The sequence below is a fragment of the Veillonella rodentium genome (assembly GCF_900187285.1).
GTDB classification, from domain to species: Bacteria; Bacillota; Negativicutes; order Veillonellales; family Veillonellaceae; genus Veillonella; species Veillonella rodentium.
This window is the reverse complement of sequence record NZ_LT906470.1, coordinates 1828020-1851679: the sequence shown is the minus strand read 5'-3', so window position 1 is coordinate 1851679 and position 23660 is coordinate 1828020. Positions and strand designations below refer to the sequence as shown.

Below are 23660 nucleotides of genomic sequence, written 5' to 3'. Positions count from 1 at the left end.
ACCTTCATATAATTCTAATCGAATTTGTGATATACTAAGATATTGATAAAAATCAATATTAGACAGGATGTGACAGAATGAAACGAAATCGTATATATTCTGTACTGGCTATTTTATGTGTTGTATGTATGGCTCTTGCCATTGCCGGTTGCGGTGCAAAAAATGTATCCGTTGCGGATGTGACATATAAGGATATGCCTTTACAGATACATAATGACGCGAATGTAACGGCCCTGAACAAGGCGACGGTAACGCCGACCTTAACGGGGCAGGTCGTATATGCCGTGAAAGTAGGCGACCACGTCGAGCAGGGGCAGACCTTGGCGACCGTGGATACATCGTCACTGCAGCAATCGTTAGCGGCCCTTCAGGAACAACTGGCACAAGCTCAGTCATATGCGCCGGCTGTAACGACAACGACGACGGCTCCATCCGTTGGGAGTGAACAATTGGCGCAGGCACAGCGCATGCGTGAAGCGGGTGTGATTACACAGAAGGAATATGACCGTATTGTAGAGCGGTCTCAACCGCAGACGACTGTTACGTCGTCCGGCGGTGGCGGAGGTGCCAATACGGCCGCTATAGAGGCGCAAATCGCACAGGTATCCGCTCAAATCGGGGCTTCCACGATTGTGGCACCGATGGCGGGCACCGTAACGGCTATTTACAATGAAGATCGTCAGATGGCAATTGCGGACCGTCCTTTTATGATGATTCAGCAAACGACTCCGATGGTTGCGTCCCTCAGCATTCCGCGCGATGCGGCGATGAAATTGTCCGGTGCGGACGCGAAAAACGGTATGAAGGTATTCTTAAAGGTGGGCGACCAGGAAATACCCGGCGAGCTCACGTATATAGATACGAATCAGCCGGAATCGGTACCGAGTGTGCTGGTAAAAGCTACTTTCAACAATGATAAGGGTTTCATTAAAACCGGTGAATTCTATACATTGGTGATAGAATCCGATGTGAAAGCGAAAATGCTCACAGTGCCGGCTGCGGCGATTCGAGAGAATCAGGACGGCAAATATGTCTATGTGGTGACGGAAAACAACACCGTTGACGTTCGTGTCGTTGAGGTCGGTATCACTGAAGATGATACAGTCGCTATCGTTTCGGGGCTCAATGAGGGGGATCGGGTTATTACAACCGTCGGAACCTTTGAATTGGGCGAGTCCGTAAAAATATAACATGAAGTCTGTGGTTACCGGGGCATCGGAATATTACACAAGGCCGCGGTCGCTATTTGACGGAATCTATATGAGAATGCGGTCATTATTTGACGGGAGGGATTATTATTTTAGAATTTAAACGTTTTGAACTGCGCGATAAATCGTTAATTGATTCATATTTTGAACAACATCACTATGAAGCTTCGGATAACTGTTTCACCACATTATATATGTGGCAGGATCCGTACGGGATTCGTTGGGCTGAAGAAAAAGGTGTGTTGTATATTCAAGGCGGCGGGAAGCGCGAACCGTTTTTATTGCCTCCGTTCGCCGGTAAGGATGCTAAATTTTTAGACGGATTATTGCGTGCTAAAGAGTGGTTCGTAGAAAACAATTTGCCGTTCCGATTTAAGGGTATCAGCAAGATTATGAAAGAACGGATGGAGGAACTCTGTCCGGGGCGATACGAATTTACACCGGACCGCGATAATTACGAATATATTTATAAAACGGAAGACCTTATCAATTTATCGGGTAAGAAATTCCGTCAAAAGAAAAATCATTTGAATCAGTTCCGCATGCAATATTCTAATTATGAATATGTGCCGATTACGGAAGATATCATTCCATTATGCCGTGAAACGGCGGAATCCTGGGTAGAAACTCATCATGAAGAAGGTATCGAAGACGAATTGGCAGCGATCAATCTGCTTTTCGACAATTGGGATGTATTAGGCCTAAAAGGCGGTGCCATCAAATTATTCGGACGTGTTGAAGCTTTCAGTATCGGCGAATTATTGAATGAAAAAATCGCGCTTATTCATATTGAAAAGGCAAATCCGGATATTCGAGGTCTATATCAGGCGATTAATAACGAGTTCATTCGTCATGAATTCAGCGATACCGAATTTATTAATCGTGAAGAGGATATGGGCTTGCCGGGTTTACGTCAGGCCAAAGAGTCTTATAATCCGGATCACTTTGCGGAAAAGTATGATGCGGTATATGCGAATGAAGCGGACAATGCGACAGGCGGTAAATAATTATGGAGTTTAGAATTGCTACGGCTCAGGATACGCTCCATGTAGAGAATTTGTGGGCGTACTGCTTTGAACCGAAGGAAGATCCTTTTTTTCAATATTATTTTTCTAATTGCTATGAACCGGAGAATACGGTTATCGGTGTTGAGCAGGGGCAACTGCTCAGCACGGTTCACTTGCGACAATACAATCTCAATGTTCGCGGCGCCGTATTGCCGACGAGTTATATGGTGGGGGTGGCGACACATCCCGCTGCTCGCAGGGGCGGTGTAGGCGGTGCTTTGTTGACCGCAGCCCTTGAAGAGTTGCGCAAACGCGGTCAGGCGATGACCATTCTGATGCCGTCGAAAGCGTCCTTCTATCAACAGTACGGCTGGGAATTGTACGCTCATCAGTGGGTACAGACCATGCCGCTTGAAGAGTTGCGTCCTTTGACGGACAAATTATTGCAATTCGGATTGCTCAACAGTGTTGATCAATGGACTTTGCTCGACCCCGTATACAAAGCGTATACTAAGGGGCTTTGCGGCTATGCGGAGCGCGGTGAAAAGGAATGGACGCGTCTGTTGGGCAGTTTCTTTGCGGAAGGTGTCAATGTGGCCGTCGTTCATAATGATGAAGGTGTCGTTGAAGGGTATGCGGTGTATCGTTTGGGCCAGCCTGAGATTCCCGTAACGGAATTTGTATACACTACGCGTCGTGCTCAACGGGCATTGCTGAATTATTTTTATAACCATCGCTCTCAGGGGACGACGATTCGCTGGAATGAAGGCCTGCATGATACGTATTACCGGTTCTATCCGGACGGTAAAACGGGTCATACGACGATGCCGTACATGATGAGCCGTATCGTCGATGTGAAAACGGCGCTTGAGGCGATCCCTGTCAACCTTGATGCGGTGATGATGCCTATTTCTCTCACCTTTGCCGTGAAAGATTCCCTCTGTTCTTGGAATAAAGGGCTATATGAGGTTCAGTTCGGGGCGTCGTTGACTCCGTCTGTGAAAAAACTCAGCAAAGTAGTCGATGAAAAAGGTGATATCACCATAGAGGTCGGAGCTTTGAGTCAATTGCTTATGGGCACATTGAGCGCCCGCGATCTCGCCTTTGAAGGAAAACTGGAAGGCGGAGCGGAATGGCTCGATTATTTCGATATTCTCTATCCGATACAAAAAACATATATCAACGAATGGTGGTAATATGCGGTAATGCACATAATATATCTGATATATTATGTGCATTATTCTCTGTACGGTGTAAATTAATTGCTATATGGAGTCTATATGAGTTGGAAAACCTATACGGTAAAAGAACCGACGAAACTGACCGTATCTAAATATGTAAAAGAGCACTTTTCTCTATCGTCCCGCGATATTCAGATGCTGTTTCGCAAGAAACGGGTGAAAGTTAACGGTCGTGTGGCTCATTCGCAGCGTTTGTTGAAAAAGGGCGATGTCCTTACGCTTGAACTGCCGCAGGACAGGGATTACGGTGTAGAGACAGAAAACGGTCCTCTCACTGTACTCTTTGAGGATGAGCATACTCTTGTAGTCGATAAGCCTCCATTCATGTTGGTCCATCCGGCGGGACAGACAAAGTCCTCCACATTGAGCAATTATGTGGCGGGATATTATGCTAAAAAAGGTGTGGTTCATAAGATGCGGCCCGTTCATCGCCTTGATCGTGATACATCGGGATGTATTCTGTTCGGCAAGACGAAGACAGCTCAGCAATATTATGCTGATGAACTGAAAGCAGGACGTATTGACCGTATATATACGGGTCTTGTGGAGGGGCAAATTGATACATCCGGTATTGTGGATGCGCCCATAGGTGTAGACCCTGTATTTGATAATCGCCGTATTATCGATGAATTCGGGCAGCCTGCTCAAACGGAATATACTGTATTGGGTTATGAAGAAAATCATACCTTGTTGCGATTTAAATTGTTCACCGGGCGAACCCATCAGATTCGCGTTCATATGGCTTATATGGGGCATCCCATCGTGGGGGATGCTATGTATGGCACTCGTACTAAACCTTATACGAGACAATGTTTACATGCAACGGAATTAACGTTTGTGCCGTATGGCAGGAATGAGGCGGTAACGATTTTCAGTGATGTGCCTGAGAACTTCGGACGTGAGTAAGCTTTTATGCAGTTAATGCTGTTTAAGACGCTGTGATTAAGTCTCTATTATTTTGAAGGTTCATATTATATTGAAATGGCGGCATTATTTTGAATGAAGTGCCTTTGTATACAAAAAACAACCTTGATAAAAAATCATGGTCTATGCGTTCAATGCATAGACCATGTTTTTTTTATATTATCATTTCCCAATGGACAGTGGTATACTGTGCATAGACAAAAAATTCTATAGAATTTTAATTTACAGAATGGTTTGTAGTTTTACTTTCACCAAGACCGAACGGAACGATGCCGCAGTGCTTGGGATCAATCAAGTGATATACGAAGGGGTGCACGTTATGGATATGAAACAGAGCACAATTGAACAGCAGCGATTAGAGCAGGCGAACATGGAAGCCAACGGCATGTACAGCAGCCAATTTGAAAAGGATGCGTGCGGCATGGGCTTCGTCGTTAATATAAAGGGTAAGAAATCCCATGATATTATCGATGACGGACTGCGGATTTTGGAGAGACTCGAACATCGCGGCGGCGCCGGTGCGGACAAAGATACCGGTGACGGTGCCGGTATTCTGGTGCAGATCCCTCATGAATTCTTCAAACGCGAATGCGAAGTGCTGGGGATTAATCTGCCGCCGGCCGGTTCCTATGGCGTAGGGATGGTTTTTGCCCATAAATATGAAAGTCTTCGTAACGAGCAAAAGCGTATTTTTGAAGAGGTTGTACGAGAAGAAGGGCAAATCGTTCTCGGCTGGCGTGAAGTCCCTGTAGATTCCTCCGCAGTCGGTCAGGAGGCGGCGCTCATCCGTCCGTGGATGATTCAAATCCTCATCGGCAAAGGCCCGGATGTAATGAATGATAAAGAGTTTGAACGCAAACTGTACGTTATCCGTAAGGTGGCCGAAAAGCGTATCATTCCGTTGAGTAAGGAGTTATCCAGCGACTTCTATATTGCGTCCCTGTCGTCCAAGACAATCGTATATAAAGGGATGTTGACGCCGGGACAGTTACGGGATTTCTACCTTGATTTGAGCGACCTCGATTTCACATCTGCGTTGGCGATGGTTCACTCCCGCTTCAGTACGAATACATTTCCAAGCTGGGCCCGGGCGCATCCTAACCGATTCCTCGTGCATAATGGCGAAATCAATACGATTCGCGGTAATGTAAACTGGATCAATGCCCGTGAAGGCAAGGCGGAATCGCCTCTGTTCCCGGATATTAAAAAGGTGTTTCCCGTTGTAGATGACAGCGGTTCCGATTCGGCCATGTTTGATAATACATTGGAGTTCCTTCACATGACGGGGCGCTCCTTACCTCATGCGATTATGATGATGATTCCTGAACCTTGGGAACGTAATAATCTCATGAGCCAGGAAAAACACGATTTCTACGAGTTCAACAGCTTTATGATGGAGCCGTGGGACGGCCCTGCGGCGATAGGCTTTACGGACGGCACCGTTATCGGCGGTGTCCTTGACCGCAACGGCTTGCGCCCTGCTCGATACTATGTGACCACGGATGACCGCGTAATCATGGCATCCGAGGTTGGTGTCGTAAACGAAAATGCTGAAAATATCCGTGCAAAAGGGCGTTTGGAACCGGGGAAAATGCTCCTTATCGATACGGAGGAACAACGCATTATTTCCGATGAAGAAATTAAACAGCGTGTTGCCACTGAACTTCCATATCATGAATTGGTAAAGGAACATGTTATTCATCTGTCCGAAATTACTCAGGCCGATGAAAGCGCTATTCCTACCGTACATGACTTGTTTAAGGAACAGCAGGCTTTCGGTTATACACAGGAAGACCTTGTACGCATGATCGCACCTATGGCGAAGGACGGCAAGGATCCTGTAGGCGCTATGGGTGCCGATGCGCCGCTTGCGATTCTGTCCGATAAACCGCAATTGTTGTATAGCTACTTCAAGCAGATGTTCGCGCAAGTAACGAATCCTCCGATTGACTCCATCCGGGAGGAGATGGTTACGTCCACGCGCGTGATGCTCGGTAATTCCGGGAACTTAACGGATCCTAATAAGGCAGGTACCTATGCGTTATCGATGCGCACGCCGATTCTTACGAATCAGGAACTGGCATCGATTAAGGCCCTTGATTGCCGTCGCATGAAATCCGTGACCTTGTCGATTCTATTCGATCCCTCCAAGGGGGCGGAAGGCCTCCGCGATGCATTGCTGGAACTGTGCGAAAAGGCGGAAGAAGCGGCGCGTACGGATCAGAATGTATTAATCTTGTCCGATCGCGGCGTTGATGAAAATCATGCACCGATTCCCGCTTTGTTGGCGGTAGCGGCCGTTCACAATCATTTGATTCGCAAGGTGTTGCGCACGGAGATGGGGCTTATCCTCGAATCCGGTGAACCTCGTGAAGTACATCATTTCTGTACATTGATCGGGTACGGTGTAACGGCTGTCAATCCGTATTTGGCGCTTGAAACGGTTCGTGATTTACAGGCCCGTAAACGTCTCGGCGACATCACGGCAGAACAGGCTGAAAAGAATTATATAAAAGCGGCCGTGGGCGGCATCATGAAGGTTATGTCCAAAATGGGGATTTCCACGGTTCGATCCTATCATGGTGCGCAGATTTTTGAAGCCCTCGGCTTGAATTCGGACTTTATCAACAGATTCTTCGTGAACACGCCGACCCGCATTGGAGGTATCGGCCTCGGCGGGGTAGCGCACGAAGCATTGGAGCGCTTTAACCGTGCTTTCAAATCGGAAGAAAAAGTGCTCGAACCGGGCGGCTGGTATGGTCCTGTGAAAGACGGGGAAGAGCATTTGTTCAATCCTAAGACTATCGATTTGCTGCAGGAATCCCTTATCAACAACGATTATGCGAAATATAAGGAATATTCCAATGCGATTCGGAACGATTACCACGTTACATTGCGGTCCCTGATGGAATTGAATTATCCTGTAGGCGGCGGTATTCCTATTGAAGAGGTTGAGTCCGAAGAATCCATCGTTAAGCGCTTTAAAGCGGGGGCGATGAGTTACGGCGCCATCAGCAAGGAAGCGCATGAAACGATTGCGATCGCCATGAATCGTCTAGGTTCCACCTCGAACTCCGGTGAAGGCGGCGAAGATGTGGCGCGATTTAAACCGTTGCCGAACGGAGACAGTATGAACTCCGAAGTAAAACAGATCGCATCGGGACGTTTCGGGGTAACGGCGAATTATTTGATTCATGCAAAAGAATTGCAAATCAAATGCGCCCAGGGGGCGAAACCGGGCGAAGGCGGTCAATTGCCGGGCAAGAAGGTATATCCTGAAATTGCGAAGGCTCGTCACTCCACACCGGGCGTTGAACTCGTATCACCGCCTCCACATCATGATATTTACTCTATCGAAGATCTGGCTGAGTTGATTTACGACTTGAAATGCATCAATAAAGATGCCCGTATCTCCGTTAAACTGACATCCGAAGCCGGTGTCGGCACCATTGCTGCCGGTGTAGCGAAGGCAAAAGCGGATAATATCCTGATTTCCGGTTATGACGGCGGCACCGGTGCGGCAGGTCGTACGTCCGTGAAACATGCAGGCGTGCCTTGGGAGTTGGGCCTTTCAGAAACCCATCAGACATTGATGCTCAACCGTTTGCGCGACCGTGTTCAATTGGAGGTGGACTCTAAATTGATGACCGGCTTCGATGTGGCCGTAGCGGCTATGCTCGGGGCGGAGCTCTTCGGATTCGGTACGTTGCCGCTCGTAGCCGTGGGCTGTAAAATGGCTCGTGTATGTAATCTCAACACGTGCCCTTACGGCGTAGCGACACAGGATGAAAAATTGCGTGCCCGCTTTACGGGTAAACCTGAGTATGTCGAGAATCTGATGCTTTTCATCGCGCGGGAACTGCGTGAAATCATGGCGCGGTTGGGGATTCGCTCCGTCCGTGAACTCGTCGGCCGTATCGATCTCGTACGCCAGAAATCGCAAGGCGATAATTTCAAATTGTCCCGCGTTGATTTAAAACGTATCCTGTTCCGTCCGTACATTGATGCATCGGTGGGACATATGCATATGATCGACCAGGATCATGAATTGAAACGCACCTTGGATATGTCGAAGCTCTTGCGTATGTGCCGTCCTGCTATTGAGGAACAGAAACCGATTCGCGCGAAATTGGCCATCACCAATATCAATCGCGTCGTAGGTACGTTGGTCGGGTCCGAGGTCACTCGTAAATATGGTGAAAGCGGACTTCCGGACAATACCATCAAATTGAATTTTGAAGGCTCTGCGGGGCAGTCGTTCGGTGCTTTCATTCCGAAAGGCATGACCCTTGAACTCGAAGGGGATGCGAATGATTATCTCGGCAAGGGCCTGTCCGGCGGTACGATTACGGTATATCCGCCTAAAAATTCGATCTTTGAAGCGGATGAGAACATCCTTATCGGTAATGTCGCCTTCTATGGCGCCACGTCGGGTACCGCATATATCAACGGTGTGGCCGGTGAACGTTTTGCCGTTCGTAACAGCGGTATCACCGCCGTTGTAGAAGGCCTTGGTGACCACGGCTGTGAATACATGACCGGCGGTGAAGTCCTCGTACTCGGTAAAATCGGCCGTAACTTCGGTGCCGGTATGTCCGGCGGTTATGCGTATATTCTTGATTGTGATGAACGCTATGTCAATATCGGCCTTGTAGAATTACGTTCTGCCAATAATGATGATCTAAAACGGATCAAGGAACTGGTGGAACAACATGTATTGCATACCGGTTCGGCAAAAGGCCGCCACATTCTGGAAAACTGGAATAATTTTGTCAACAGATTTACAAAAGTTGTACCAGTAGCATATGAAGAAATGCATGCGGCGATTGAACGATTTAAAGAACAAGGCTTGTCCTTAGAAGAAGCACAATTGGCTGCATTTAAAGAAAAATATGCATAATAGATTTATAAAACAATGATAATACAAAAACTCCCACTAGTTGATTAGGAACTAGTGGGAGTTTTTGTATTATAGTTTAAGTGATACTAGGGATTATTCAAAGTAGGAGCTGACTAAACGTCCATCTTGATCTTTGATATACCATGTTGAATTAACTCTCTCCATGGTTACATTACCCGTAAAAAACTGATGTTTAACTCTACCATTAATTGAATCTTTTGCATGTAACTGATATTCGTAAATTACCTGATTTGGATTAGCAGATAATACCCTTGTTGAAGTTAAAGTAACATTAAGGGTTGTATTATATCCATTTCTCCAAGTGTTGTAATAACCTACGCTAGCTTGTTGCTGCTCGGATAATAGTGCATAAGCTCCATTAAAGTTCTTTTGGTTTAATCTATCGTAATAAGAACGTAATGCATTTGTGCTTTGTTCGATATAATTATTTTCGGGTTGTACAGCAGGTTGAGGTGTTGAAGTGGACTGAGGATTATTTCCTGATTGTGATACTGTTTTTGATGTATTTACTGTTGTAGTAGTAGAATTGGATGGTTTTGACTTTGTTGTATTGCTTGGAGATTTGTTGGAATCCATTGATACGAATGCAGCTACTATAATACCTATAAGAACAATGATTGTTAAAATAAATTTTGTTGCTGAACCTGAATCTGGAGATAGTTGAATATCTTTTTCCTTACTTATTTGAGGTGTTACAATCTCAAACGAAGTTGGGTAACCATAACTATTAGGTGTAATATCACCTTTTTTTAGAAGTAGATACAGTGAATAAAGTATATTAATATAAGGAATGAATAAAATTATAGATGTCCAACCAGGATTGTTTAAGTCGTGAGCTCTTCGCGTGGAGATAGCAAGTGTTGGTAAAAAAAATACTACGTTAAATAAGACTATACCATAAAAGACATATTCAGGCTTTTTACTTATATATGTAATTAATAAACCGATAGCTATTACTAAAACAAATAGCAGCGTTTCTATTAATATATAACGACAATATTCACCTCTACTTGCTCGGCCATTAAACTCAGCGTATTTTTGAGTAAATGAAAACTTGAAGTTATCTATTTCACTCAGCATATACGGATCTAGCTCGTAGTTACTAAGAGGTATTTTGTTTTGAGAAATTGTTGATCCAGAATTAATCTGTGGACTACTAGAAGAGTCTATTATTGTCATATTATCAACAGGCGTATCTTCTATTACTTCTGATTTTAATGTTGTTGAAGTTCCGCAATGAGGGCAGAAGTTATTATCAATGGGCATTGATTTACTACATTTGTTGCATATTTTTTCAGTAAGAAACTCTTGTTTTAAACCACAATTTCCACAGAATACTGTTTGGTCGTGCAGTAGTGCATCACAGTTAGGACAACGTCTCATGATGTTAATATCCTTTCAGTATAAATTATTGGGTAGTTGGAGTATATAAAATCATATTTTTATTATACTTAAATTTTGTTGAAAATGAAAGTTAAATGAAGTGTTTTTGGGGCTTAAGGTTTTTGACTATAAAGGTATTTTTATGTATAATATTTATATTGCAATATTGGATCATGGCAGTTCTCGGGCCCGTGCAATGGAGGCCTGTGAATCGTGTCAGGACTGAGAGGTAGCAGCACTAAGCGGTAACTTTCATGTGCCACGGGGACCCCGGGGGCTGTCGTGATCGAGTATTGCAAGGGCGACCGAAAGGTCGCTTTTTATGTGTCGTTATATAGAATCAATCATATTGGCATATTGGAACCCGATGGATAAATCAGTGGCAGATTTATGATATCTAACTCAGGCGAGTCGTTTGAAAACGGCCCGCCTTTTATGTTTATATGGTATAATAAAGTATTGCTTTTATATTATTTTTATGTGATTAATATGTTATTCTGATGTTTTTTTGATATTATTTTTATGTTTTTCATATTATATGAAAGGAGGTGTTCTCATGGCTTATATCGCATTGTATCGCAAGTATCGACCGCAGACGTTTACCGATGTAGTAGGGCAAAACCAGGTATCGGATACGTTGATGCGCGCTATTCGCGAGGATAAGGTGGCCCATGCGTATCTGTTTGCCGGCCCGCGCGGGACAGGTAAGACGAGTATGGCGAAGATTTTTGCGCGTGCTATCAACTGCGAACATGGTCCGACGGATCATCCCTGTAATGAATGCGGCGCCTGCAAGTCGATCTTGAGCGGTCAGTCCATGGATGTCCTTGAAATCGATGCCGCATCAAACCGTGGTATCGATGAGGTCCGTGCTCTTCGTGAAAGCGTCAAATTTATGCCTGTTGAGGGGCGCAAAAAGGTATTCATCATTGACGAAGCCCATATGCTCACGACGGAGGCATGGAATGCGTTGTTAAAGACCATTGAGGAACCTCCGGCACATGTGATGTTTATCTTTGCCACTACGGAAATCGAAAAACTGCCGGTTACCATCGTATCCCGTTGCCAGCGGTATACCTTCAGACGAATCACGTCCGATGATATCGCACAGCGCTTATCCTATGTGGCGGATAAAGAAGGCTTCGGTCTTGAACCGGCGGCGGCACAGCTTATTGCGGTGCATGCGGACGGCGGTTTGCGCGATGCGTTGAGCATCCTGGATCAATGTGCAGGTATGGCTACCGGCGATATTACGCCGAAAGTCGTAGAGGAACTCATCGGTCTCGTCAGCAAGGAATGGATTATTCATTTCCTCGATGCCCTGCAGAATGGTGACGGACCTAAGTTGTTGTCCTATATTCAGGACGCGCTTTCGGAAGGTCGCGATGCAACGCAGATTATGGAGGCTTTAATTCAGCATGTGCGGGCCCTGCTCGTGTGCAAGGTGGCACCTGATGCGGATGAACTAAAGGTATATGACGCGTTCAAGAGTGAATTTTCGGCACAGGCCGAGTCTATAGATTTTAATCGGCTCAATCGATATATCCGTAGCGCTCAGTCCATCATGAATGATGCAAAACAGGTGGATAATCCGCGAACCATCATTGAGATGGGGCTTCTTGCTCTTTGCGCGCAGTTAGGCGATGCTGATGAAAGCTTAGAAGATCGCGTGTACGCTCTTGAATCGGCAGAGCGAACCGAGCGTGAAGACTTACTTAACAGAATGGCCCGGTTGGAGCAGAGAGGTCCTGCGGTTTCCGTTGCGCCGATATATGGAGCTTCCGATTCTGTAGCCCCTCAGGGTCCTATGGGTAAAGATTTTTTGCAAGAACCTGTAGAGGATTGTAATAGTGATAATGGTATGTCCGCATCCGCTATGGATCCGGTGACTACACCTGATGTAGGGCGGACTCCGCCTCCACAAGGCCGAGTCGGGGCTGTTCCGCCACCTTCCAACGGTAGACCGGGGATGACTCCGCCACCTCATGGTGCGGTGGGCATGACTCCGCCTCCGGGGATGGTGCCTCCGACGGGGAGTCCGATAGCGGCAAATAAGAGTCAGCCGGGACGGAAAAATAACTCCGGTATCAGTACAGAGGCGGTTATCGGTGATAACATCCTATCCTCTAAGGAGTATCGGAATGTACAGGCCAATGTTATCAAGTATTTAAAGGACAGCAACCGCAATATGACTTCAACCGTGTTGGGTCAAGGGCAGCTGGTCTATGTGGATTCGACGAAAGCGGTTATGGCCTTTAAAAATAAATTGCATCTCAATGTATTGAGTAATGAAAACAATCTCGCCGAGGTGGCTGATGCATTTGCATATATGCTAGGATATGCCGTTCGCGTCGAGGTTGTAGATGCACTCACACAGGCCTATAAAGATTATAAACGGGCCGGCAGCGGACAACAACAGCAAAGTGCAAGCAGTGTGCAACAACAGCATAGTGCCAGAAGCGCGCAACAACAAAGTGCCGACAGCGCACAACAACAAAGGGGCGGCAGCACGCAGCAACAGACGAAGGCATCACTGCAGGAAGCAGCTGATTCATCATCGGCGACAGAGCTGGCTTCGTCGCAGCATGTAGATGTAACGCGGCTTGATGAAAAATCTCAATCCGATAATTCGGGTAAAGCTGAAAAGGTCGATAATTCCAACGGTATTAACAATGCTGGACACTCTCAGAGTTCAGAAACTTCTGAGGATGATATACCTGTCAGCTCTTTTGACGATATTCCGATTGAATCTCTGGATGAGGAATATATACCGTCCTTAGATGATGTGCCGCCTCATGACTTGGCCAGTGTCACCGTTATCAGTGATGACGGTGAAGTGCTGGAACGGCCTATGGACAGCGGTGCACATATCGAGGTGGAAGCTGTCCCAAAGCCTGGGCGCGGAAGCCGTGTAACAAAAGCCGCAAACGGTAACAGGTCGGCTGCTTCCGCTGAAGATAAAATGCTACCGGCGCACGGTGAAAACATACAGCTTTCACAAAAGACCGTAGAGGTGGAGCCTATCGACAGTGTAGAGGTGACGCGGGAATATCCGTGGGACCCGGAGCATATGACCGATGAGGAAAAAAGAAATCCCCTGTTGGCGGAAACATTAGGTAAGTTATCAGAAGACCACGACATCATCGTCGAGGTCATTGAAGAATAGTATAGATAAGACCGGTTTGGCTGGATAGGGATGCTTTCACGGTATTCCGACAAGCGAATCCGATTGTAATGAGGACGATGAAGTCCGGAAGGAGGAACATAATGTTTGGTAAAGGTATGGGCAATATGGCGGGCATGATGAAGAAGGTCCAAAAGATGCAGGACGATATGAAGAAGATGCAGGAAGAGTTGAAGACCCGCACCGTAGAAGCGACTGTGGGCGGCGGTGCCGTTACGGTTGTCATGAACGGTGAAAAGATTATCGAATCCTTGAAATTGAATCCGTCCGCAGTAGATCCGGAAGATGTGGAAATGCTTGAGGATTTGGTGATGGCCGCCGTAAATGAAGCCGGTAAAAAGGTTGATGACCTTTTGGCGCAGGAAATGGGCAAAGTAACGGGCGGTCTTAACTTGCCTACAGGTTTATTCTAAATGACAAATGCGTTGGAACGGCTTGTAGAACAGTTGCGCCGTTTGCCGGGCATCGGCTCGAAGTCGGCGAGACGCTTGGCCTATCACCTGGTGGAGATGCCTCAGGAGGAGGTGGATCGCCTTGTGGAAACCATCGTCGAAGCGAAGGGCGCTACGCGACACTGTTCTATATGCTTTAATTTATCTGCACAGGATCCGTGCGAGTTCTGCAGTAATCCGAATCGGGACCGGACGACGATTATGGTGGTGGAAACATCTCGTGACGTCATCGCCATCGAGCGCAGCGGTGATTACAAAGGACTTTATCACGTGCTGGAAGGCGCCCTGTCCCCTATGGAGGGCATCGGTGCCGACGATATTCGCGTGAAAGAGCTCATTGCCCGCTTGCGGGATGGCGTGGTGCAAGAGGTGATTCTCGCTACGGATCCCGATGTGGAAGGGGAAGCGACAGCTCTCTATCTGGCGCGGCTCTTGGCGCCGAGCGGTATCAAGGTAACGCGTATCGCACGCGGTGTTCCTGTGGGCGGCGATATTGAGTATGCCGATGAATTAACTCTTGGCGGTGCCGTTGTAAACCGTCAGGAAATGAAAGGATAATATGGAAGCACTATTAGCATCGCCGATTATATCTGTGGTAATTTCGATTGTTGTGGCCTACATTCTGTTTAAGGTGGCATTCTTTACGATTAAGAGCGTCGCTTTCAACGTGATAGCAGGCTTCGCTACCTATTGGGTATGCGTTAATGTCCTACATATCCCGATGGATATCGGTTGGGGCGTATGGGTGTTGACGGCTATTTTAGGGCCTATACCGATGGTTATTGCCGCTTTATGGTACGGCTTATTATAAGATTAAGATAGGGAGGATTCTATGATTATCAATCGTGAGCAGCAACGCGTTATTGATGAGGTAGAACGGAATATCCTCCTGTTGGCGTCCGCCGGGACGGGAAAAACGAATACACTTGCCTATCGGGTGGCGCACCTCATCGAAGGTGGCTTTGCGGAGGCGGACAACATTTTATGCATGACCTTTACAAATAAGGCGGCCAATGAGATGAAGGACCGCATCCAATCCCTTGTAGGCAGCCCCGCAAAGGCTGTGGAAATTAGTACATTCCACAGCTTTTGCTTTTTCGTGTTGCAGCAGGAAGGAAAGCGGAACGAGTCCTTATATACGGATGTGACCATATTTGATGAAGAGGACTGCAAGGAATTATACGGGCCGTACAAGCCGAAACAGCTGCGGGATATTAATTTCGCCAATGTAATCGCTATGGTGAAAGAATACCGCTCGCTGTACGGATTTTATACGGATGATACGGCGGCGGATTACAAGAATACGATTTATCGCCTCCGCACGGAGAATTACAAGGCCGTAGAGGCGCAGTTCAGCAGTTTTAATAAGGTTCTTTACGATGAGTTATCTCTATTCTGGGCCGAAGGTCATCAATGGTTGAGTGCCTATGATGAAAGCTTACGCGCCGTTCACGGTGTGGATTTCACGGACCTTATCTGCGGTGTGCATCGCCTCTTTCAGGATCCTGTGGTGCGTGAGCGCTGGCGCAGTCGTTATAGCTATATCTCGGTAGACGAAATGCAGGATACGGGACTTTTGGAGTATAAGGTTCTTGAAATGCTGTGGCAAGGCAATCACGTGCTGTTATGCGGCGATTACTTTCAGACTATTTATGAATGGCGCGGTTCCGACCCGTTTCGCCTGTTAAAGCGGTTCGATGAAGATTTTAAGCCTTTGAAAATCATATTCTACGAGAATTACCGGTCGAATCGAACGCTCTTTACGATGGCATTCAGGACATTACAGGCCATGTTCCCCGATTTAGTGGGCTCCGTCTATAATGAACTGCCTCGTGCCAATAGTGAAAGCACGGGTAAGCCGGTGCTCATCAAGGGTTCTAAAAATGAATATCAGGAGGGGCGATACATTTTTGATTCCATCTGCGTGTTGCCGAAGGATACGAGTATCGGTGTCCTCGTGCGGGATAATAAGACGGCACAACGTCTCAGTTCGTCCTTTGAAAGGCTCAATGCGGAGAAACCGGAAGGGGAACGCCGTCACTTTATGATTATCGACGAGTATAAATTCTTCCGCAGGCAGGAAATTAAAGATGTGATGGCCTATTTCAAGCTTCTCATGAATCCTAATGATTCGGTCAGCGCCAAGCGTATCATCAAGCGATATGTGGCGGGCATCGGGGATAATCGTATCGCCGCTATCGAGAGTCCTGAAACAAGGCAGGTGGGGTTAAAACTGACGGACTTTATGGATATGCCTATCTTTGAAGATGAACCGTACGCCAAGCTCGTACAGGGTTTAGAGCGCCGTGAAGTAATCGTGTACGATGTTGAAAGTACCGGCACGGACACGTCGCAGGATCGCATCATACAGATCGCGGCGATTCGCATTGATGAGGAGGGGCAGGTCTTAGAGACCTTTGAGCGTTTTATCAATCCGGGACGGCCGGTAGGGCAGTCCGAAGAGGTTCACGGTTTTTCCGATGCGTATTTGGCGGAGCATGGTGAAGACCCTGTAACCGTTCTTACCGCTTTTAAGGAGTTTTCCGAGAATGCCGTCATCGTGGGTCATAATGTGAATTACGATATCAGTATTTTTACGAATGAACTGGCCCGCCATAATTTAGGTCAGCCCGAGTTCAAGGCCGTGTATGATACATTGGATATATTCCGGCGCTTCCATCCGAACCTTCCGAACCATAAGCTGGGGTTTCTGGCATCTCATTTCCCCATTCATCATGAGCCTACACATAATGCGATGGATGATATTCTGGCGACGGCTCAGCTTTTAATTTATGCGGTGAAAGAAAACATCATACCTACCACGACGGGACGTATGGTGGCAATCAATAAGTATAAGGCGGCTTTCACCAATATCGCCTCGCAAATGGCGACATTGCGCCGCAAGGCGTTGACGGAGATTCCCACACAACTCTTGGCGTATATCATGAATCATATGGGTGTTCTTGAGTATTACAAATCTCATGGGGAAGCGGCCAAGGTGGAGCATATTCGCGATTTATACCGCATCATGGAAAAGCTGGACGTCGACTATGACGGACCGCCCGGATTGGCGCGATTGAATCAGATCCTGCAGATGGCGGCCCTTACGGCCGGTGAGCCGGTTCAACAGGTGAAAAATGATGATCGGATTCCGATTATCACGGTTCATCAGGCAAAGGGCAGCGAGTTTGATTACGTATTCCTGGCGGGGATGAATCAAGGTGTATTCCCGAGTCCTTTTGCGATTGAAGAAGGTCGTGAAGATGAGGAGAAACGCCTGTTCTATGTAGCGATTACGCGACCGAAACGGGAACTGGTCATCACCTATAAGCATGAAAATGAGCGGGGGCGCAGCGTTCAACCGAGCCCATTGTTGAATTATATGCCGACAGATGCGAATCTCGTAGAAAGGAGCAGTTAATGGCGCGAAAGACTCATCGTCCCGATGACATGTTGTGGACTGTCAGTGCAGAGGATATACGGATAGCCTCCTATGATGACAGTGATTATTTGCATCATGCTACGATTGATGCTAATGGTGATGATACGAATGCGGAAAATAGGTTAAATAAGCCGAATGCATTAAACACGCTGAACTCTGGTGTTGCGGTTAATAATAAGAGTGATGTTATGGATACTGTTGCTTTAGGTCGTCTGCTGGATACGAGATACCCGCGTAAATCCATGGTGAAACTGTTTGATGAAAAGTTGATTCATATTAACGAATATAAAGCTATGCCCCATGATGAGGTTAGTGCGGGTGACGAAATCCGGATCGCCATGGCGAAGGAGAAACTTGATTATGAACCGGTCCCTATGGACTTAGTAATCCTGTATGAGGATGATGATTTGCTCGTTGTTGATAAGCCCGCAGGGATGACGGTGAATTCAAAGGGGCAGGTATCACTTGCGAATGGGGTGGCTCATTATTTTAAAGAGCATGGTATCAAACGAAAAGTGCGGTTTTTAAATCGCCTTGATCGGGATACGACGGGATGTATCATCATAGCTAAGAGCGGTCTGGCTCAAAGCTTATATCAACAGCAGATGGATAGTGATGTATTTGAAAAATGGTATGTTGCCACTGTGGAAGGGCTTATAGCCGATGATTCCGGTTCTCTTGAATTTCCTATGGAGAAAGCCTCTGACGGCATTCATTATGAAGTCAGTCCGAACGGAAAGAACACGCGCACCGATTTTATCGTTTTGCACAGATGTGCGGCACGGGCTGTGGATAACTCTGTGAATAACCGTAAAAAATCTGTGGATAGAGTGGATGAAAATGTGGATATAGCACATCGGGATGTGGATAAATCAGGTCTGATTGTGGATAATGTGGTGGATAACTGTTTGCCGGATGCATATACGGATGTATCTGTGCGCTTATATACGGGAAAAACACATCAGATTCGCGTGGCTTTCAGCCATATAGGACACCCTCTTGTAGGGGATACGTTGTACGGTGCGATGGCGACAGGAACCGCTTTCAAGTTGCGCGCCGAGAAAATTGTATTTACACATATGCGGACCGGAGAACGAATTACCGTGACCGCTTAGTTTGTAAGTATAATCTCAAAATATATTTAACAATCATCTAATTGATAAATGAGAATTATTGATAATTCAGTAAAATCAAGTGGTTTTTAAAATAATCTTGCTAAAAATGAGTGACAAATGATAATCGATAAGATATAATGTATATAGAAATACATCTATATTGTTAGAGTTCATTTGGGATTATATATAAAATGTAAGGAGTATAGTTATGATTTTACAGGAAAATGCTGGTGCGGCACGTAATCGGGGGATTACGCTGGCCAGCATCAAGGGGATTATAGGCAATGTTATTCTCGTTATTTTTAAGATGATAGTGGGGCTCGCATCGAACTCCATTGCGATTATACTTGATGCGGTAAATAATTTGACCGATGTTCTTTCATCGGTGTTGACGATTATCGGTACGAAATTGGCCTCGAAAGAGGCGGATAAGGAGCATCCGTTCGGTCACGGTCGCATTGAATATATGACGACGATGGCCATCGCGTTTATCATCCTCGGGGCCGGTATCGGATCGCTCAAGGAATCGATAGAAAAAATAATTCATCCTGCGGTGTCGACCTTCGATATTCCCGGCTTGGCGATTATCGCCGCCGCAATCGTTGTGAAAGTTGTAATGGGGTACTATATCAAGGGGCAAGGTAAGAAATATCAGTCCGGTGCGCTCATAGCATCCGGTGTGGATGCCCTTTTTGATGCGGTGATTACCTTTGCTACCTTGGTGTCCGCCGGCCTCGTATTTTTCTTAAATATCGATATTCAGGGATACGTGGGGGCGATTATCTCTCTTTTCATTTTGAAAGCGGCCTTTGATATTCTACGGGACATGTATAATCATCTTCTCGGTGTTCGTGCCGATGATGAGCTGATTCGTGAGATTAAGGAAACCATTGCGCAACATCCTCAAGTCGGCGGTGTATACGATTTGGTACTCAACAGTTACGGTCCGGGGGAAACAATCGGGTCTGTACATATTTCCTTGCCGGAGAATTTGACGGTAGGTGAAATTCATCCCTTAACAAAAGGGATTGCGGTTCATTTATATAATAAATTCGGCATCGCCATGACCGTCGGTGTGTATGCTGAAAATGAACCGAGTGTAGAGGTTCTGGAAATTAAAAAAGAACTGGATAAGGTATTGAGTCTCTATACGAATGTTGTGCAGGTTCACGCTTTTTACGTCCAGCAGGAAAAGAAAGTTATTTATTATGATGTTATCTTTAACTTTGATGAAGAAGATCCTCATGGTACATTAGAGAAAATTAAAGAAGAATTACATAAGAGATATCCTGATTATACGCAATTTGCTGTTGTGGATGCGGATTTCAGTAATTAAAATATTTAGAGACCGTATGGAATACTATAAAGGTATTCTGTACGGTCTCTTTTCGACTGGCCGGAATTTAATCATATATGGATATTTTATGTATACAAAGCAATTATACATGTTTGTTCGTTTTCATAGATTAGGGGTTGATTTATGAAAATAAAATGAATATAATATATTTTGTAAAATATAATTTAGTTCCGTATTATGTATAAGGAGCCTATGATGAAAAAGTTAGTTGTAACATCATTAGCAGTGTTGGTCGTTGTCGGTACTGTATGTGTTCAACCGGCAGATGCGAAAAAAGTACAACAGGAAGAGCCTGTTATGGCGACGATTGAAGTTCCTCTTAATGATGAGATTCGTCAGAATAATGGCGCCTCCAGAGAGTTTAATAAAAAAACGCAGAAGTTAGTCGCTAAATTAGCGGAATCCACGCAGTTGATGATCAAGAAAGAATGGAAAACCATTTATATAAAGGCTGTCCTATCAGCGGATAAGGGTGCTGTCCGTTTTTATTTTACGGATAGAACAGGTCAGCTTTATAGCGGTCAAACGTTTAAAAATACCGGTCTATCAAAAAGCAATTATCTGACAGGAGCCTCACGTCAAGTGCAGGATCTTCAGAATCTATATGCGCATTTAAAAAAGGGCGGTCAGGAATTACCATCCTCAATCGATATTATTATCACTCAAAGTGGTCAACGTACTAAAACGCGGTTAAATTACGGTGAAGATACTGCAAATGTCATGCTGTATTATCAGCAATATGAATCGGAGACCTTTCCTGATGTAAAGTAAAAAACAAATTAAAGGAGCCTCCATAAATTCGCTTCGTGCCTATTCGGCATAGTTGCGATTTATGGGGGCTCCTTTTCAAATTACATAATCATCGTGATCATCATTCGATGTTTTTCTATAATGTTCTTTGACGCCTGCCATGTCGATTAATTCCTCTTCGAGAGAGTCCTTATCGTCCGTATTGAGCATGGAGTAGAATGCCCAGAGGATGATAAACCAAATCGGTGTAAAAAGCAGTGCCACCCGTGTATCTTCGTTGAGGGCGAGGATAACGAGAATGAATGCAAAAAAGATGAGAATCAGATAGTTAATAAACGGATATAACGGCATCTTGAATTTAGATTGTACCGCCAGTTCAGGATTCTTCTGACGATATTTGAGATGACAGATGACCATCATGGACCAGATAAAGATGAAGCAGAATGTAGAAATCGATGTAATCATAACGAATACTGCTTCAGGCATTACGTAATTCAATACGACCGTAATGAGCAATACCGATGCGGAAAAGATCGTCGCCTGGTAGGGAACACTGCTATGTGTGAGACGGCGCATAGACCGCGGTGCGTGCCCGCGTTTTGCGAGGGCATAAATCATACGTCCTGTGCTGAAAATGCCGGAATTCGTCGCCGATGCGGCGGATGTGAGAACTACGAAATTGACAATCCCTGCAGCGGCCGTAATCCCTACCGCCGTAAATACGGCTACAAATGGGCTGGAAGCGGGATTAACGGCAGTCCAGGGGTAAATACTCATGATGATGGCCAGAGAGCCGATATAGAACAGGATAATACGCAATGGAATATTGTTGATGGCCGTGGGGATAACCTTTTCAGGATTTTCCGTTTCACCTGCCGTTAGGCCTACCAGTTCAATACCGGTGAAAGCAAATACGACCATCTGAAATGACAGGATAAAGCCCATCGTTCCGTTCGGGAACCAGCCTCCATAGTTCCACATATTGCTGAATGCGGAAACCCCTGCGTCGGTTGAGAAGCCGGTGGCGATCATGATAATGCCGATAATGATAAGCGATATGATGGCAATGACCTTGATCATGGCGAACCAGAATTCCATTTCGCCGAAATGTCGCACTGCTGTTAAATTCATTAACAGCAGTGCGATTAAGACGATCAGTGCCGGTATCCACTGGGGCATCCAAGGTATCCAGTACTGCATATAAAGACCGACCGCAGTCAAATCCGCCATGGCCAGAGACAGCCAGCAGAACCAGTAAGTCCATCCTGTAATAAATGCTGCACGATCACCTAAGTATTCCTCGACAAAGTCGATAAAGGAATGATGATTTAGGTTGGACAGCAGTAATTCGCCGAGAGCTCTCATGACGAAGAAACAGATGATACCCGTAATGAGATAGGCGAATACGATGGAGGGACCTGCCAGATGAATGGCGCGGCCGGAGCCCAAGAATAGACCGGTACCGATGGCGCCGCCGATGGCGAGCAACTGTACGTGTCGATTCTTAAGACCCCGTTTTAACTGGTGCGTATCAGACATAATAAGACCTCTTTTCTAAACTACCCATACATGGAAAAAGCCATGGAGGGCCATGTTTTCACAATGTACAGGATATATCAAACTATTTTTTTATCATACAGTATCTATTGTATGATGTCAAATGTATTTTTACAGTAGACACAGATGATGTTTTTGTAATGAAAGTATATTCTTTTATTTATAAAAGCAAAAGAATAATCCTCTAAAATGAAAATGTATTGACGAATATTATAAAATAACTTATAACAAGTATACTTATTATAAAAGAAGAAAATGAAATGGAATTTTCGGAAGGATGGAGAACGATGAAAATCGATTTAACTAATTTCTTACCAGACTGAAGGAAGAATAAAGAGTATTATATTCACAATTTTCGTGGAGGTTGAAATGAGACGGCAGGATCGCATGGTTACTGATATTAATGATATAAAAAGCATTCTGAATAATACCCGCATCATCCATTTAGGTATGACGGATGGAGCCTATCCATACGTTCTTCCCTTACATTTTGGCTATGAATTTATAGATAATATGTTACATATTTATGTCCACGGGTATCAAAACGGGAAAAAATTTGATCTGATAAAGTTGAATTCACATGTGTTCATTGAAATTGACGGTGATGATGAGGCTCTTGTATCGGGCGGTGACATACCATGTAAATATAGTTCAACTTATTCTAGTGTTATGGGGCGCGGTGAAGCCACATTTTTAGCGGATGTTAATAAAAAAATACATGGGTTGCAGATTTTGATGAGACATCAAACGGGGCGTGAGTTTACTTTCACAGAGGCTATGGTAAATTCTGTGGGTGTTGTTCATATTGTTGTCTCTGATTATACAGCTAAAAGACGATTACAATTAACGCATGATATAATTCTTCCACCATTGGCAAAGAAATAACTAATAAAGATACCATCTCATTCTGACATTAATTATTGTAGTGTAAGATGGTTCGACGTACTTATCGGCTGCATGATGATCGAGCATATATGTTTTTCTTTGAACAAGTGACGGAACAACAGCATGTAGAAAATCTTATCGGTCGTGTGGGCGTTATGAAAGATATTGCGTTGGACAATAAAAAGAACCTATCCTTTTCATCATACAATTAATTGTGATGTACAAGGATCGGTT

The 23660-nt window shown here is 45.4% G+C and carries 17 protein-coding genes and 1 other RNA gene; 16 read left to right on the top strand and 2 right to left on the bottom strand.

Features of this window, described 5'->3' with window-relative positions:
- The first annotated feature begins 77 nt into the window (after nt 1–77).
- The 5 genes from CKV62_RS08540 to gltB all read left to right on the top strand — a co-directional run bounded on the left by CKV62_RS08540 (nt 78) and on the right by gltB (nt 9280).
- Nucleotides 78–1190 carry an efflux RND transporter periplasmic adaptor subunit gene (locus CKV62_RS08540; protein ID WP_095066530.1) on the top strand — a complete coding sequence of 371 codons (1113 nt, stop codon included), beginning with the start codon at nt 78–80 and terminating at the stop codon, nt 1188–1190.
- 89 nt (nt 1191–1279) lie between these two features.
- Entirely contained in the window at nt 1280–2215 is a 936-nt protein-coding gene (locus CKV62_RS08535; protein WP_331711898.1) for a DUF2156 domain-containing protein, read from the top strand.
- 2 nt (nt 2216–2217) lie between these two features.
- Nucleotides 2218–3411, top strand: coding sequence for a GNAT family N-acetyltransferase (locus CKV62_RS08530; protein ID WP_095066529.1), 1194 nt, complete (start codon nt 2218–2220; stop codon nt 3409–3411).
- Nucleotides 3412–3495: 84 nt separating this feature from the next.
- A complete protein-coding gene (locus tag CKV62_RS08525; protein WP_095066528.1) occupies nt 3496–4362 on the top strand; it encodes an RluA family pseudouridine synthase in 867 nt (288 codons plus the stop codon).
- 337 nt (nt 4363–4699) lie between these two features.
- Nucleotides 4700–9280, top strand: coding sequence for a glutamate synthase large subunit (gene gltB, locus CKV62_RS08520; protein ID WP_095066527.1), 4581 nt, complete (start codon nt 4700–4702; stop codon nt 9278–9280).
- A gap of 93 nt (nt 9281–9373) precedes the next feature.
- On the opposite strand, the gene CKV62_RS08515 is transcribed toward gltB, so the two are convergent.
- Complete coding sequence (locus tag CKV62_RS08515) at nt 9374–10684, bottom strand: zinc-ribbon domain-containing protein (protein WP_095066526.1); 1311 nt, start codon at nt 10682–10684, stop codon at nt 9374–9376.
- A gap of 180 nt (nt 10685–10864) precedes the next feature.
- On the opposite strand from CKV62_RS08515, the gene ffs reads away from it, so the two are divergent.
- The 9 genes from ffs to CKV62_RS08470 all read left to right on the top strand — a co-directional run bounded on the left by ffs (nt 10865) and on the right by CKV62_RS08470 (nt 21005).
- An RNA gene (ffs, locus tag CKV62_RS08510) (signal recognition particle sRNA small type) lies at nt 10865–10964 on the top strand.
- A 276-nt stretch (nt 10965–11240) separates the two neighbouring features.
- Nucleotides 11241–13850, top strand: a complete 2610-nt coding sequence (gene dnaX / locus CKV62_RS08505) for a DNA polymerase III subunit gamma/tau (RefSeq protein WP_095066525.1) — start codon at nt 11241–11243, stop codon at nt 13848–13850.
- Nucleotides 13851–13951: 101 nt separating this feature from the next.
- On the top strand, nt 13952–14281 hold the full coding sequence (locus CKV62_RS08500; RefSeq protein ID WP_038117282.1) for a YbaB/EbfC family nucleoid-associated protein: 330 nt from the start codon (nt 13952–13954) through the stop codon (nt 14279–14281).
- Complete coding sequence (gene recR, locus CKV62_RS08495; protein WP_038117281.1) at nt 14282–14878, top strand: recombination mediator RecR; 597 nt, start codon at nt 14282–14284, stop codon at nt 14876–14878.
- Nucleotide 14879: 1 nt separating this feature from the next.
- The gene (locus CKV62_RS08490) at nt 14880–15131 is read left to right on the top strand and encodes a hypothetical protein (RefSeq protein WP_095066524.1); all 252 of its coding nucleotides are present in this window, start codon (nt 14880–14882) and stop codon (nt 15129–15131) included.
- 21 nt (nt 15132–15152) lie between these two features.
- Nucleotides 15153–17741 carry a 3'-5' exonuclease gene (locus CKV62_RS08485; RefSeq protein WP_095066523.1) on the top strand — a complete coding sequence of 863 codons (2589 nt, stop codon included), beginning with the start codon at nt 15153–15155 and terminating at the stop codon, nt 17739–17741.
- Complete coding sequence (locus tag CKV62_RS08480) at nt 17741–18877, top strand: RluA family pseudouridine synthase (RefSeq protein WP_095066522.1); 1137 nt, start codon at nt 17741–17743, stop codon at nt 18875–18877. Before CKV62_RS08485 ends, CKV62_RS08480 begins: the two co-directional genes overlap by 1 nt.
- 208 nt (nt 18878–19085) lie before the next feature.
- Complete coding sequence (locus tag CKV62_RS08475; protein ID WP_038117274.1) at nt 19086–20213, top strand: cation diffusion facilitator family transporter; 1128 nt, start codon at nt 19086–19088, stop codon at nt 20211–20213.
- 213 nt (nt 20214–20426) lie between these two features.
- The gene (locus CKV62_RS08470) at nt 20427–21005 is read left to right on the top strand and encodes an immunity protein YezG family protein (protein WP_231968320.1); all 579 of its coding nucleotides are present in this window, start codon (nt 20427–20429) and stop codon (nt 21003–21005) included.
- A 75-nt stretch (nt 21006–21080) separates the two neighbouring features.
- On the opposite strand, the gene CKV62_RS08465 is transcribed toward CKV62_RS08470, so the two are convergent.
- A complete protein-coding gene (locus CKV62_RS08465) occupies nt 21081–22523 on the bottom strand; it encodes an amino acid permease (RefSeq protein ID WP_095066520.1) in 1443 nt (480 codons plus the stop codon).
- Nucleotides 22524–22910: 387 nt separating this feature from the next.
- On the opposite strand from CKV62_RS08465, the gene CKV62_RS08460 reads away from it, so the two are divergent.
- A complete protein-coding gene (locus CKV62_RS08460; RefSeq protein WP_095066519.1) occupies nt 22911–23426 on the top strand; it encodes a pyridoxamine 5'-phosphate oxidase family protein in 516 nt (171 codons plus the stop codon).
- Between the two features lie 47 nt (nt 23427–23473).
- Nucleotides 23474–23638: a hypothetical protein gene (locus CKV62_RS09455; protein WP_157728926.1), complete on the top strand. Its 165-nt coding sequence runs from the start codon at nt 23474–23476 to the stop codon at nt 23636–23638.
- Nucleotides 23639–23660 lie beyond the last annotated feature (22 nt).